Origin of the sequence: Sodalis sp. RH16 (assembly GCF_047324245.1) — a bacterium.
GTDB classification, from domain to species: Bacteria; Pseudomonadota; Gammaproteobacteria; order Enterobacterales; family Enterobacteriaceae; genus Acerihabitans; species Acerihabitans ligni.
This window is the reverse complement of the sequence record NZ_CP178737.1, coordinates 1080480-1093763: the sequence shown is the minus strand read 5'-3', so window position 1 is coordinate 1093763 and position 13284 is coordinate 1080480. Positions and strand designations below refer to the sequence as shown.

The window sequence follows — 13284 nt, the reverse complement described above, 5'->3', positions numbered from 1 at the left end:
AATGCATCGTTGACTCACGATGGGTATTATTGCATTACGCAGTGTTATGCCATAAAATCGGTCAGATGACAGGCATGGCGTGATAAAAGATGTCTTGTTATTGCGATTTTTTGAAAGGCATAACTTCACAATAATTTTAAATTATATTAAGTATTTTATTGTGAAGTTTAGTATCCATGAACAAATGCGCCGGTGATATCTCCCGGTTCAGGGGGCCCTATTCGGGTAGCTCTCTCTATGCGGATAATAGCCCAGGACGGAATTGAGGTTAGCGAATGATGAAAATTGCCATCGGCTGCGATCATGTGGGCTGGTTATTGAAGCCCGAGATAGTCAGCCATTTGGAATCCAAGGGTATCTCTGTCATCGATAAAGGCACCTATACGTCGGAGCGCACCGATTATCCCCTCTACGCCAAGTCGGTTGCCGATGCGGTGATGAACCATGAAGCGGATCTGGGTATCCTGATCTGCGGTTCCGGCATCGGTATTTCCATCGCTGCCAATAAAGTGCCGGGTATCCGCGCCGTGGCCTGCAGCGAGCCCTATTCGGCCAAACTCTCCCGCCAGCATAACGATACCAATATCCTGGCCTTCGGCTCCCGCGTGGTAGGCGGCGAACTGGCGAAGATGATCGTTGACGAGTGGCTGGCCGCCGAGTTTGAAGGGGGTCGCCATCAGCGGCGGGTAGAGCTCATCGGCAAACTCGAGCAAGGGGATTCCCTGGACTGACCGAACGAAACAGTGCGCGCCGGGTATCAGAGGGCCTGCCCATAGGCCTGATGTGACGCCGCCTTGGTCTATACGCTATTAGCATTTTTCTTGCTAAGGTAATCGTTAATTAGCATGGAAAAGCCCCCATCGCCGGTAGACCTGGCGGCGCCGTGGCAGGCATAATGGAATAACGAACCGGCGTCAACGCTGTAGCCGGCATGACTTTGCATGACGTTGTGGCGCGATCGGTATCGATCTCGCCGGCATTCAAATCAGCATAAGAATTGGAATCAGCAATGGACTTACCCATTTACGCACCGCTGGCGATTGTCCAGATGGGAGAACCGCCGACGGCCATCGCCGCCGAGGTGGGGGAGCAGTACCAGTGGTTTGTGGACAGACTCGGCCTGGAATCCCATGAATATGTCTTGATCCGTCCCTATCGCGGCGATCGGTTGCCCGATCCGGATCGGATTTCAGCGGCTATCATTACCGGGTCCTGGTCGATGGTTACCGATCATGCTCCCTGGAGCGAGATTACCGCCGCATGGATCCGCGGGGTCCATGCCCTGGAACTGCCGTTACTGGGCATCTGCTACGGACATCAGCTTATCGCTTATGCGCTGGGGGGCATCGTTGCCGATAATCCCCGCGGCTGGGAAGGGGGATTGCAACAGGTGCGGATCACCGCCCGCGCCGACGACGATCCGCTGCTTGGGGGGTTGCCGGGGCAATTCGCCGTCTGGCTGTCCCATTTGCAGACGGTGCTGCGTCCTCCCGCCGAGGCGCGGGTATTGGCCGTCTCGCCCCGGGATGATTGCCAGATCATCCGCTATAGCCCGCAAACCTTTTCGCTGCAGTTCCATCCCGAATTCAGCCGCTCCCTGATGGCGAGCTGTCTGCGCCACAGCACCCGGAGCGGCGCCAAAGAGCAGTTGGCAAGCCTGCAGTCGCAGACAGAACCGGAGTGGCCGGCGCTGATTTTGCAGCGCTTTTATGAGAACTGGCGTAATAACCGTTCCGGGCTGGCGAACAGCAACGCCGCATAACGTTAGGTTAATTCCATAGCCGGCGGGGCGCTTGGTATTCAGCTTCCCGGCATGGCATGATGTCGGCTGTCCGGCGGCAGATGATTAGCCATATCCGCTCAGTGGGTTCGCATGCCGGCCGCGGTCATCAGCAGCCGGAACAGCGTGGCGACCACCCCCAGCGCCAGCACGCTGGCCGCCCATAGCGCCAGCAGCCATAACAGCCGTTTAATGGTATCCCTCGTGGGGATTGATTTTTCCGCGGAAGACAAAATAGCTCCAGAAGGTGTAAACCAGAATTACCGGGATGATCAGCAGCGCCCCCACCAGCATGAATCCCTGGCTTTGCGCCGGCGCCGAGGCGGCCCGGATGTCGATGGCCGGCGGAATGATGTTGGGCCAGATACTGATGCCCAGGCCGGTGAAACCCAGAAAAACCAGTATCAGCGTCATCATGAACGGTGAAAAATCCGCCCGGCGGCCAATGCCCCGCCACAGCCACCCGGCGCAAAGCAGCACCAGCAGCGGCACCGGCAGAAAATAGAACAGATTGGGCAGTGCAAACCAGCGCCGGGCTATGGCCGGATGCGCCAGGGGCGTCCACAGGCTGATAACCGCTATCGCGGCCAGCAGCGCCAACAGCAGGGGTTTCGCCAGCCGGTACATATGCCGCTGCAGATCCTGTTCGGTTTTCATAATCAGCCAGGTACAGCCCAGCAGGGCATAGGCCGCCATCAGTCCCAGTCCGCAAAACAGGCAAAACGGCGTCAGCCAGTCAAAAGCCGCGCCGGCGAACCGCCGTCCCGTCACCGGGAACCCTTGAATAAAGGCGCCCACCACGACCCCCTGGCAAAAGGTGGCCGCCAGTGAACCCAGCATAAAGGCGCGATCCCAAAAAGGCCGATGGGCAAGGGTGGCTTTAAAGCGGAATTCAAACGCGACGCCGCGAAAAATCAGCGCGAACAACATCAGCGTAAGAGGGGTCGACAGCGCGTCGATAATCACCGAGTAGGCCAATGGAAACGCGCCGAACAGTGCGGCACCTCCCAGCACCAGCCAGGTTTCATTCCCGTCCCACACCGGCGCCACGCTGTTTACCATCTGGTCGCGGGCAGAGCGGTCCCGGGTCATGAAAAACAGGATGCCGATGCCCAGGTCAAAACCGTCCATGACGATATACATCAGCGTGGCGAAAATGATAATCACAAACCAGATGACGGGCAGATCGATACCCATGTTATTTCCTCTCAACCATGTTCTCTTTACCAGAAGGAGGGCCTTGACGTATCAGCCGCATCATATAGCCGTAGCCCACGCCGAATACCGAACAGTAAATCAGGACGAATGCCAGCAAACTCAGGCTCATATGCAGTGAACCATGGGCGGAAACCGCATCTTTGGTACGAAGCAGACCGTATACCACCCAGGGTTGCCGGCCGGCTTCGGTGGTGACCCAGCCCGCCAGGATGGCGATTAATCCCGCCGGTCCCATCAGCAGGGCGAAACGCAGAAAAATCCGTGAACGATACAAGCGCTGGCGGCGGCGCAGCCAAAGGCCGGACAGCCCCAGCAGGATCATCAGCATGCCCAGGCCGGCCATGACGCGGAATGACCAGAAAACGATGGTGGAATTAGGCCGGTCCTCCTTGGCAAAACTGTTGAGCGCCGGCACCTGCCGCTGCAGGCTATGGGTCAGGATCAGGCTGCCCAGATAGGGTATCTCCAGCGCATAGCGGGTTTTCTGCGCCGCCATATCGGGCAATCCCGCCAGAATCAGCGGGGTCGCCTGGCCGGGGATATTTTCCCAGTGCCCTTCGATGGCGGCGATTTTAGCCGGCTGGTATTGCAGGGTGTTCAGTCCGTGCATATCGCCGATGACCGCCTGGATCGGCGCGACAATCAAGAGCATCCACATCGCCATGGACAGCATTTTCCGTATGGCCGGGGTATCGTTGCGCCGCAGCAGATGCCAGGCGGCCGATGCGCCGACGAATAGGGCGCTGGCCAGGAAGGCCCCGGTGGTCATATGCAGCAGCCGGTAGGGAAAGGAGGGATTGAAAATCACCTCGAACCAGTTGACCGGCACTACCTGCCCCCGTTGGACGATATATCCCTGCGGGGTTTGCATCCAGCTGTTGGAGGCCAGGATCCAGAACGTGGAGATGAGCGTGCCCAGCGCCACCATGCAGGTGGCGAAGAAGTGCAGGCCGTTGCCCACTCGCTGCCAGCCGAACAGCATGACGCCGAGAAAGCCGGCTTCCAGGAAAAATGCCGTCAGGACCTCGTAGGTCAGCAGCGGCCCGGTAATGCTGCCGGCGAATTGGGAAAAGCCGCTCCAGTTGGTGCCGAACTGATAGGCCATCACCAGCCCCGACACCACCCCCATGCCGAAATTGACGGCGAACACCTTCGACCAGAAGTGATACAGGCTGCGGTAGTCTTCATCGCGGGTTTTCAGCCATAAGCCTTCCAGCACCGCCAGATAGCTGGCCAGTCCGATGGTAATGGCCGGGAAAATAATGTGGAAAGATACCGTAAAGGCAAACTGAATTCTGGCAAGGTGGAAAGCATCTACCCCGAACATGGCGAACCTCGTGCTAACGGCTGAATCGTTGATAACGGCTGGGTTATCTTCCATGAGGATCATAGAGGGTTGAGACGGTGTATAACAGCAACAGAAAAGCTGATTTATGCTATAACAGTTTCCGCCGGGGTGAGGTTTTCCGCCGGCGGCGGCGCGGTTGGCGGGGTGTTTAAACAAGGAGGCCGGTGGGTGCCGAGTAAATATGAGGTGCTGGTTCAGCAGGTGCGCGAACAGATTACCGCCAATATCTGGCAGGCAGGGGAGAAGCTACCCTCGCTGCGTGAACAGGCGGAAAGTTCCGGCATAAGCCTGATGACCGTGATGCATGCCTATCAAATTCTGGAAAGCCAGGGCTGGATTTTTTCCCGTCCCCAGTCCGGTTATTATGTGGCGCCTAAGGCCGAATTTCTCACGCAGCCGGCGGTGCATCAGCAGGTACAGCCCGCTGAATCGGTGGATATCAATGACTTTATTTTCGAGGTGCTGCAGGCCGGGCGCGATCCCGATATCGTGCCCTTCGGGTCGGCGTTTCCCGATCCCGGCCTGTTTCCTCGCCAGCAGTTGACGCGATCCCTTTCCCGGGTCGCCCATGCCATGAGCGCCCTGAGCGTGGTGGATAATCTGCCTCCCGGCAACGAGGCGTTGCGCAATATTATTGCCAAGCGGTATGCCTTGCAGGGCATGAAGGTGTCGCCGGATGAAATCGTCATTACCGCCGGCGCGATGGAGGCGCTGAACCTGAGCCTGCAGGCGGTCACCCGCCCCGGGGACTGGGTGATTGTGGAAAATCCGGCCTTTTACGGTGCGCTTCAGGCGCTGGAGCGGCTGCAACTGAAAGCCCTGGCCATCGCCGCCCATCCTCGGTTCGGCATCGATCTGACGGCGCTGGAACAGGCGCTCAACGACTATCCGGTGAAAGCCTGCTGGGTGATGACCAACAGCCAGAATCCCCTGGGCTGTACCCTGTCCGACGAGAAAAAGCAGCGGTTGGCGGCGCTGTTGCAGCGGTACAACGTCTATTTGATCGAGGACGATGTCTATCATGAGCTCTATTTCGGCGCGCACAAGCCCCTGCCGGCCAAAGCCTATGATACCCGTGGCATGGCCATGCACTGCTCTTCGTTTTCCAAAAGCCTGGCGGCGGGTTTTAGGGTCGGCTGGGTGGCCGCCGGTGAGATGGCCGGCAGGATCCAGCGGCTACAGTTGATGAGCACCCTGTCCACCAGCGCGCCGATGCAGCTGGCGCTGGCGAATTATCTCGCCACCCGCGGCTACGACAGCCACCTGCGGCGATTACGCCGGGTGCTGGAACAGCGTAAAAACAGCTACCGGCAGGCCTTGCATCGCCTCCTGCCCGAGGTGCGCATCAATGAATGCCACAGCGGTTATTTCCTATGGATCGAGCTGCCGCCGGGGGTGGATGCCACCGAGCTCTATCGCCGGGCGCTGCGGCAAAAAATCAGTATCGCCCCGGGCCGGATGTTCTCGGCCGGCGGTCTTTATAACAACTACTTCCGCTTTAACATCTCATATGAATGGAACGACCGGCAAACCCGGGCGGTTGAGGTATTAGCCCGGTTGATAAAAGAGATGCTGCCGGTTTGACAGCCTGCTTATGCGTTGGACATTTCGGCGGACAGGCGCGCTTTTATCCCTTAGAAATCTTGACGGTAGAGCGTGGCGAGGCGCTGGTATTCATTGGTTTGGGTCCGTTCAAAAGTCAGCGGCGTAACCGAGATATACCCTTCCTCATTGAGCTTCAGTTCGCTGTTGGCCGGACGGTCAAGCCGGCCGTGCTGCACCCGTATCCAGAAGTAATCTTCTCCATGGGGATCGCGGGTGGCGTCCACCGTCAGTCCGTCCACCTTGCCCATGCCCTGGGCGGTGACCCGAATGCCTTTGACCTTGTCCGCCGCGATATCCGGGAAATTCACGTTCAGACAGACCTGCTTGTCCCAGGGATGCTGCAAAAGCTGGCGCAGGGTCTTCACCACGTGGTGGCGGGCGCTGTCCCAGTTAACCTCGTTATCCGGATCCCGGTTCTGGCTCAGGGCGATGGAGGGAACGCCCAGCAGCATGCCGGTAGTGGCCGCGCCCACCGTGCCGGACAGCAGGGTTTCGAATCCCAGGTTGGAGCCGTTATTGATGCCCGACAGCACCAGATCCGGCGGCGTGTCCTGCATGGCCTGGCGAATGGCGAACGCCACGCAGTCGGCGGGCGTGCCGTACACCGCAAAGAGCCGCTCGCCCCGCTTGACCACCCGTACCGGCGCACGCATGCTCAGGGAATTGGCCACCCCGCTTTTGTCCTGGGACGGCGCCACTATCCACACTTCCTCGGCGATTTCCCCCGCCGCCTGGGCCAGCAATGCCAGTCCCGGCGCATCAAAGCCGTCGTCATTGGTCAGTAATACCCGATTCACTATTTTCATACTCAGACCTTCTAGGGTTGGTGAAGTTAAAAATGTGATCTATGCATGATTTATATCCCATGGGACGCAAGGATAGCAAACCGAATAGAAAGATTTGGTTACCGGTATGGCGGGTAAATACCCAATAGATTTCACGTTGCAGCCAACACAGCTGCGGCTTGAAAGATGACGGGTATAGTAGGGGCGGAAATAAGTTAGAACTGAACGGTATTGGGCGGCGGGGAGGGCCCAATGCTAGGTTTGAAACCTTAACCGATGGTGTTGAACATAAAACTCTCACGGATATTCGGCCTTTTATCGGAGTGAATCATGACTGAAAACTGTTGTTGCTGCGCGGCATCTTGTGTCCTTCCCCCGGAATCAACAAAGATCAACGGAGCAGCCTATGAGTACTACCTCTTTACCGCTATTGGATCTGTCCCGGCTGGAAAATAGCTCGGCGGAACGTAGCGCTTTTCTTGCCGAACTGCGCCACGCGGCGCGCGATATCGGTTTTTTCTACCTGACCGGCCACGGCGTCGATACGCATTTACTGGACCAGGTGCAACACTTATCCCGTGAATTTTTTGCCTTGCCCGACGCCCAAAAACAGTCGGTGGCGATGGTGAATTCCCCTCATTTTCGCGGCTATAACCGCGCCGCCGCCGAGCTGACCCGCGGACAGCCCGACTGGCGCGAGCAGTTCGATATCGGCGCCGAGCGCGAGCCGTTGCCGCAAACCCCACAGTCACCGGGCTGGACCCGGCTGCAAGGCCCCAACCAATGGCCCGCGGGTGTCCCGGCGTTAAAACCCGTTCTGCTGCGCTGGCAAAACGAAATGACCGCCATGTCCCTGCGCCTGTTGCGCGCCTTTGCCTTGGCGCTGTCGCTTCCTGAACAGGCGTTCGACACCCTTTATGGCGACAAGCCGAACGAACACATCAAGCTGATCCGTTATCCGGGACGGGATAATACCGGCAGTACGCAAGGGGTCGGCGCCCATAAAGATTCCGGATTTCTGAGCTTTCTGCTGCAAGACCGCCAAAAGGGCCTGCAGGTGGAGGTGGAGGAAAACCACTGGCTGGACGCCGAACCCGTGGCCGGCACTTTTGTGGTGAATATCGGCGAACTCCTTGAGCTGGCCACCAACGGTTATCTGCGCGCCACGGTCCATCGGGTGGTCTCGCCTCCCGCCGGCCGGGATCGCCTCTCCATCGCTTTCTTTCTCGGCGCACGGCTGGATGCGGTGGTGCCGGTGTATCAACTGCCCCCCGAACTGGCCGCCCAGGCCCGCGGACCTGCCAGCGATCCGCTGAATCCGCTGTTGCGGGACGTCGGCTGGAACTACCTGAAGGGGCGTTTGCGATCCCATCCCGATGTGGCGGAGCGCTATTACGCCGACATTTTGCGCAGCGATTTGCGCAACGACAGCGGCGAACTTACCGTCTGATTTGACAAGGAATATCACCGATGAAAAATGTTGCCATGATCCGTTTGGCCGGGGCGGCCCTTGCCGTTTCCCTGGCTTTCTCCGCCCAGGGGGCCGATGCGCTGCGGGTTGCCGCCGATCCGGTGCCCCACGCGGAAATCCTGAATTTTATCAAAACCTACGATCCGGCGCTTAAGCTGGATGTCATTGAACTCACTAACGGCGTCAATGCCAACGAACTGCTGGCCCACGGCGATGTGGATGCCAACTATTTCCAGCATTTGCCTTATCTGCGGGATCAGGAAAAGGCGCTGGGACGAAAGTTTGCCGTGGCGGCCACGGTGCATATCGAGCCGCTGGGGATTTACTCCGCCAAATATAAGACGCTAAAACAGATACCGGATAACGCCAAGGTGGCGGTGCCGAACAATGCCACCAACCTGAGCCGGGCGCTTTATCTGTTGCAGAATAAGGGCTTGATCAAGCTGAAGGCCGGTTATGACGACCCGTCGCTGAACCAGGCCACGCCGCAGGATATCGCCGACAATCCCAAGCATCTTAACATCCTCGAAATCGAAGCGCCGCAAATACCCCGTTCCCTGGACGATGTGGATCTGGCGGTAATCAACGGTAACTATGCCCTGGAAGCCGGGCTGCAACCGGCGCGGGACGCCCTTGGCCTGGAGAGCGCCGTCAATAATCCCTATGCCAATATCCTGGTGACCACGCCGGAGCTGGCAAAGGACCCGCGGATTGAAAAGCTGGCGCAGGATCTGCAATCCCCGGCGGTGGCAACGTTCATCAAAGAAAAATATGCCGGTTCGGTGATCCCGGTGGAGGGCGGAAAGTCATGATCGAGATCGACCGACTGGGCAAGGTCTATGACGGCAACGGTCGACCCGCGCTGCACGATGTGTCCCTGCGCATCGAAGACGGCGCCATCTACGGCATTCTCGGCCGCAGCGGCGCCGGCAAGAGCACCTTGATTCGCTGTCTCAACCTGCTGGAGCGGCCCAGCTCCGGCAGGATCCTGATTGATGGCCGCGATATCACGGCGCTCGATCCCCGCGAACTGCGGCTACAGCGCCAGCGCACCGGCATGGTTTTCCAGCAGTTCAATCTGCTCCATGCCCGTAACGTGTCGTCGAACGTCGCCGTGCCGCTGGAAATCGCCGGCGTGCCCCGGCGTGAACGGGCGCGGCGGGTCGGGGAACTGCTGGATCTGGTGGGGCTGGCGGATAAGGCCCGGGCTTTTCCATCCCAACTGTCCGGTGGTCAAAAACAGCGGGTGGGCATTGCCCGCGCGCTGGCGGCCCGGCCCCGATATCTGCTGTGCGACGAAGCCACCAGCGCGCTAGATCCGGAAACCACCGCCTCGGTGCTGGCGTTGCTGGAAGATATCCATCGCCGGCTGGGATTGACCATCGTGTTGATAACCCATGAGCTGGAGGTGGTGAAAGCCATTTGCGACAGCGCGGCGCTGCTGGAGCAGGGCCGGCTGGTGGAAAGCGGGCCGCTATCGTCGCTGTTGCGCCAACCCGAGTCCCGGCTACGCCAGGCACTGTTGCCGGACAGGCAGGCGGAGCAGGCGTTTTTGCGGCGCCACGGCGTCGAAGGGGTATCCCTAAGCGTAGTGGCATAGCCCGGAGGATATTTTAATATGCGTAGTGGCATGAGCTGGGATGCGTTATGGCCGTTGCTGTGGAACGCCACGCTGGAAACCCTGTATATGGTGGTGCTGGCGACGCTGTTTACCGTCTTGATCGGACTGCCGCTGGGGGTGGTGCTGTTTATCAGCCGCCGCGGCGGTGTCTTACCGCTGCCGCGCCTGCACGGTATCCTGGGGGCGATAATCAATATCGGCCGCTCGCTGCCCTTTGTGGTATTGCTGGTGGCCCTGATCCCTTTTACCCGCCTGATAATCGGCACCACCCTCGGCAGTACCGCCGCCGTGGTGCCCATCACCATCGGCGCATTTCCTTTTTTTGCCCGCATCGTTGAGACCGCCCTGGATGAAGTGGATAAAGGCCGTATCGAAGCCATTCTCTCCATGGGCGGCTCGGTGCGCCACGTCATAGGCAAGGTGCTGCTGCCCGAGGCGCTGCCGTCATTGTTGGCCGGCATCACCCTGACCATGGTAATGCTGATCGGGTTTTCCTCCATGGCCGGCGTGATCGGCGGCGGCGGACTGGGGGATTTGGCCATCCGCTACGGCTACCAGCGCTTCAACAACGAGATGATGGCGGCCACGGTGGTGGTCCTGATTGTAATGGTGCAGGGGGTACAATCCCTCGGCAACCTGCTGGTGCGTTCCCTGTCGCACCGCAGGTAGGGTTGATTCACCGGCCGCTTCCAAGTGGCTCCGGATTGTTGGCAAACGTACTCGACGTTAATAAGGCGGTACAGGACGCCAGAAGGGTAAACCGTCCTTGAATACCCGCCTTTATCACTACAGTATCGCCAGTCCCCGGCCGAGATCCTCAATCAGATCGCCGGCATCCTCGATGCCCACCGACAGCCGCACCAGCTGCGGTGTGATGCCGTTGGCCAAACGCTGCTCCAAGGGAATCGAGGCATGGGTCATGGTGAAGGGCTGGCTCACCAGGCTTTCCACGCCTCCCAGGCTTTCCGCCAGGGTGAACAGGTTCAGGCCGCCGATAAACCGTTTGGCGGCGCTGTCGTCATCGCCTTTCAGTCGGATGGAGATCATGCCGCCGGGGCCGCGCATTTGCCGGCGGGCCAGCTCGTATTGCGGGTGGTCGGACAGGCCGGGATAATACACCGCCGCGATTTCCGGCCGCCGGGCCAGCCATTCGGCGAGGCGCTGCGCGCTTTCGCTGTGGCGCGCCATACGCAACGCCAGGGTACGTATGCCCCGCAGGGTCAAAAAGCTGCTGAAGGGATCGAGCACGCCGCCCACGGCGTTTTGTAAAAAGGCCAGCTGTTCCGCCAGCGCCGGATTGTCCCCCACCACCGCCAGCCCGGCCACGACATCGGAGTGACCGTTGATGTATTTGGTGGCGGAGTGCACCACGATATCGAACCCCAGGGTTAACGGCTGCTGCAGGACCGGCGAGGCAAAGGTATTATCGGCGACGCTTATCAGGTTATGGCGCCGGGCGATGGCGGCGACGGCCGCCAGATCCGCCAGCTTCAGCAGGGGATTGGTGGGGGTCTCCACCCAGATCATCCGGGTCTGCGGCTCAATGGCCCGCTCCAGCGCGCCGGGATCCCCCGGCTTGACCCAGCTTATCCGCAAACCGGCGCTGCGGCGGCGCACTTTTTCCAACAGGCGGTAAGTGCCGCCGTAAACGTCGTCCACCGCCACCACGTGGCTGCCGTGGTCCAGCAGTTCCAATACCGTGGCGCAGGCCGCCAGCCCCGAGGCGAAGGCAAATCCGGCGGTGCCGTCCTCCAGTTGGGCAATGGCCTGTTCCAGAGCGTGGCGGGTGGGATTGCCGCTGCGGGAGTATTCATAGCCGCTGTGCTCCCCCGGCGCGGTCTGGGCAAAGGTGGAAGTAGCGTAAATCGGCGGCATTACCGCGCCGGTGGCGTCCGGGGTGTAGCCGCTGTGAACGGCGAGGGTCGCGATGTCGGTCATGGTTAATCCTTATGAGTGAATGCGGTTGCGCCAGGTGTTCAAGACATCGGCGCGGGTAATCAGGCCCAAAAATTGTTCGCCGTCCATGACCACCGCCACATGCCCCCGGGCGAAGGTCTTTAACAGGGTGGCTTCATCGGCTTCTTTCGGCAGGGTAAATACGTCGCCGGTCATGGCATCCGACACCGGCAGGGCGAACCTGCCCGCATCCGCCCGTACCCGCGTCAGGATGTCCCATTCGTCAATCAGCCCCACCAGCCGGCCCTGATCCAGCACCGGCAGTTGGGAGATATCGTACAGACGCATGCGGGCGTGGGCGGTGGCCAGGGTGTCGTCCGGCAGGGCGAACACCGTCGCCCCCTCATCGTGGCGAAAGGCGATGAAATCACGCAAATCGCCGATGGTCGGCCGCTGACGCAATCCCTGCTGCCGCAGCCAGTCGTCGTTAAACATCTTGGAGAGGTATTTGTTGCCGCTGTCGCAGGCGAAGGTCGCCACCCGCTTGGGCGTCCGCTGCTCCCGGCAATAGCGCAATGCCGCCGCCAGCAGCGTTCCGGTGGAGGAGCCGGCCAATATGCCTTCTTTAAGCAGCAGGTCGCGGGCGGTATCAAAGGACTCGCCGTCGCTGATGCGGTAGGCCTTGGTCAACTGCTCCACCTGGCTCAGCGGCGGAATGAAATCCTCGCCGATACCCTCCACCAGCCAGCTGCCGGCCGCGGGCAGGGTGCCGTGTTCCACCCGATCCGCCAATACCGACCCCGCCGGATCCGCCAGAATGAATTCGGTGCCGGGGGAGACTTCGCCGAAAAAGCGGCGCAAGCCCCCCAGCGTACCCCCGGAACCGACCCCTACCACGATGGCGTCAATCCGTCCATCCATCTGCTGCCACAGTTCCGGCGCGGTGGTGCGGTAGTGGGCCAGGGGATTGGCGGGATTATTGAATTGATCGATATAAAACGCGCCGGGGGTCTCCTGCGCCAGCCGGCGGGCGTAATCCTGATAATAGGCGGGGTGGCCTTTGCCCACGTCGGAACGGGTCAGCAATACTTTTGCCCCCAATGCCCGCAGATGGAAAACCTTCTCACGGCTCATTTTATCCGGCACCACCAGTATCAGCCGGTAGCCTTTCTGGGCCGCCACCAGCGCCAGTCCCAGTCCGGTATTGCCGGCGGTGGCCTCGATAATGGTGCCTCCCGGCGCCAGCACGCCGTCACGCTCCGCCTGTTCAACCATCGACAGCGCCACCCGGTCTTTAATGGAGCCTCCGGGGTTTTGGTTTTCCAGCTTCAAAAACAGACGGCAGGGGCCGCTGTCCAGCCGCGTGAGTTCCATGGTCGGCGTATGGCCGATAAGATCGAGAACGGAATCGGGTAATGGCATAGCAGTTTCCCTTGGTTGTCGGAAAGGGCTTTTGCCGGATGATAGGACTGAAACGAGGCAGGACTTAAAGAATATATAACTACTTCATATGCTATTAAGTAATATAATCTGCTGTTTAGACGTGGAGATGGATAGCCG

Annotated in this window: 14 protein-coding genes; 7 read left to right on the top strand and 7 right to left on the bottom strand. The window is 59.7% G+C overall.

The genetic code is table 11. The features are described 5' to 3' along the window. Window positions 1-275: 275 nt before the first annotated feature. Window positions 276-731 carry a ribose 5-phosphate isomerase B gene (rpiB, locus tag ACL2XJ_RS05020; RefSeq protein WP_132924999.1) on the top strand — a complete coding sequence of 152 codons (456 nt, stop codon included), beginning with the start codon at window positions 276-278 and terminating at the stop codon, window positions 729-731. Between the two features lie 109 nt (window positions 732-840). Here rpiB and ACL2XJ_RS05015 read toward each other — a convergent pair whose 3' ends face one another. Continuing rightward, window positions 841-1023, bottom strand: coding sequence for a hypothetical protein (locus ACL2XJ_RS05015; protein WP_413725839.1), 183 nt, complete (start codon window positions 1021-1023; stop codon window positions 841-843). On the opposite strand from ACL2XJ_RS05015, the gene ACL2XJ_RS05010 reads away from it, so the two are divergent. Next, complete coding sequence (locus ACL2XJ_RS05010; RefSeq protein ID WP_413725838.1) at window positions 1010-1762, top strand: glutamine amidotransferase; 753 nt, start codon at window positions 1010-1012, stop codon at window positions 1760-1762. The genes ACL2XJ_RS05015 and ACL2XJ_RS05010 overlap by 14 nt on opposite strands. Before the next feature lie 98 nt (window positions 1763-1860). Here the strand turns inward: ACL2XJ_RS05010 and ACL2XJ_RS05005 are convergent, their stop codons facing one another. The 3 genes from ACL2XJ_RS05005 to ACL2XJ_RS04995 are packed head-to-tail and all read right to left on the bottom strand — an operon-like array spanning window position 1861 to window position 4325. Further along, window positions 1861-1992 (bottom strand): DUF2474 domain-containing protein, encoded by a 132-nt coding sequence (locus ACL2XJ_RS05005; protein WP_413726851.1) that lies wholly within the window; start codon window positions 1990-1992, stop codon window positions 1861-1863. Beyond that, window positions 1970-2977, bottom strand: coding sequence for a cytochrome d ubiquinol oxidase subunit II (gene cydB, locus ACL2XJ_RS05000; protein ID WP_132925004.1), 1008 nt, complete (start codon window positions 2975-2977; stop codon window positions 1970-1972). The genes ACL2XJ_RS05005 and cydB overlap by 23 nt, the downstream gene beginning before the upstream one ends. Window position 2978: 1 nt before the next feature. Continuing rightward, window positions 2979-4325: a cytochrome ubiquinol oxidase subunit I gene (locus ACL2XJ_RS04995; RefSeq protein WP_132925006.1), complete on the bottom strand. Its 1347-nt coding sequence runs from the start codon at window positions 4323-4325 to the stop codon at window positions 2979-2981. A gap of 189 nt (window positions 4326-4514) precedes the next feature. Between ACL2XJ_RS04995 and ACL2XJ_RS04990 the strand changes: the two genes are divergently transcribed. Then, a complete protein-coding gene (locus tag ACL2XJ_RS04990; RefSeq protein WP_413725837.1) occupies window positions 4515-5930 on the top strand; it encodes a PLP-dependent aminotransferase family protein in 1416 nt (471 codons plus the stop codon). Between the two features lie 50 nt (window positions 5931-5980). Here ACL2XJ_RS04990 and surE read toward each other — a convergent pair whose 3' ends face one another. Beyond that, window positions 5981-6757 carry a 5'/3'-nucleotidase SurE gene (surE, locus tag ACL2XJ_RS04985; protein WP_132925010.1) on the bottom strand — a complete coding sequence of 259 codons (777 nt, stop codon included), beginning with the start codon at window positions 6755-6757 and terminating at the stop codon, window positions 5981-5983. 385 nt (window positions 6758-7142) lie between these two features. On the opposite strand from surE, the gene ACL2XJ_RS04980 reads away from it, so the two are divergent. The 4 genes from ACL2XJ_RS04980 to ACL2XJ_RS04965 are packed head-to-tail and all read left to right on the top strand — an operon-like array spanning window position 7143 to window position 10497. Continuing rightward, window positions 7143-8186 carry an isopenicillin N synthase family dioxygenase gene (locus ACL2XJ_RS04980; RefSeq protein WP_413725836.1) on the top strand — a complete coding sequence of 348 codons (1044 nt, stop codon included), beginning with the start codon at window positions 7143-7145 and terminating at the stop codon, window positions 8184-8186. A gap of 20 nt (window positions 8187-8206) precedes the next feature. Beyond that, window positions 8207-9019, top strand: coding sequence for a MetQ/NlpA family ABC transporter substrate-binding protein (locus tag ACL2XJ_RS04975; RefSeq protein WP_203520677.1), 813 nt, complete (start codon window positions 8207-8209; stop codon window positions 9017-9019). Continuing rightward, window positions 9016-9807 (top strand): methionine ABC transporter ATP-binding protein, encoded by a 792-nt coding sequence (locus tag ACL2XJ_RS04970; protein WP_413725835.1) that lies wholly within the window; start codon window positions 9016-9018, stop codon window positions 9805-9807. The genes ACL2XJ_RS04975 and ACL2XJ_RS04970 overlap by 4 nt, the downstream gene beginning before the upstream one ends. Before the next feature lie 18 nt (window positions 9808-9825). Continuing rightward, window positions 9826-10497, top strand: a complete 672-nt coding sequence (locus ACL2XJ_RS04965; protein ID WP_413725834.1) for a methionine ABC transporter permease — start codon at window positions 9826-9828, stop codon at window positions 10495-10497. Between the two features lie 117 nt (window positions 10498-10614). Here the strand turns inward: ACL2XJ_RS04965 and ACL2XJ_RS04960 are convergent, their stop codons facing one another. Next, the gene (locus ACL2XJ_RS04960) at window positions 10615-11766 is read right to left on the bottom strand and encodes a trans-sulfuration enzyme family protein (RefSeq protein WP_132925020.1); all 1152 of its coding nucleotides are present in this window, start codon (window positions 11764-11766) and stop codon (window positions 10615-10617) included. Between the two features lie 9 nt (window positions 11767-11775). Further along, window positions 11776-13146, bottom strand: a complete 1371-nt coding sequence (locus ACL2XJ_RS04955) for a pyridoxal-phosphate dependent enzyme (protein WP_413725833.1) — start codon at window positions 13144-13146, stop codon at window positions 11776-11778. Window positions 13147-13284 lie beyond the last annotated feature (138 nt).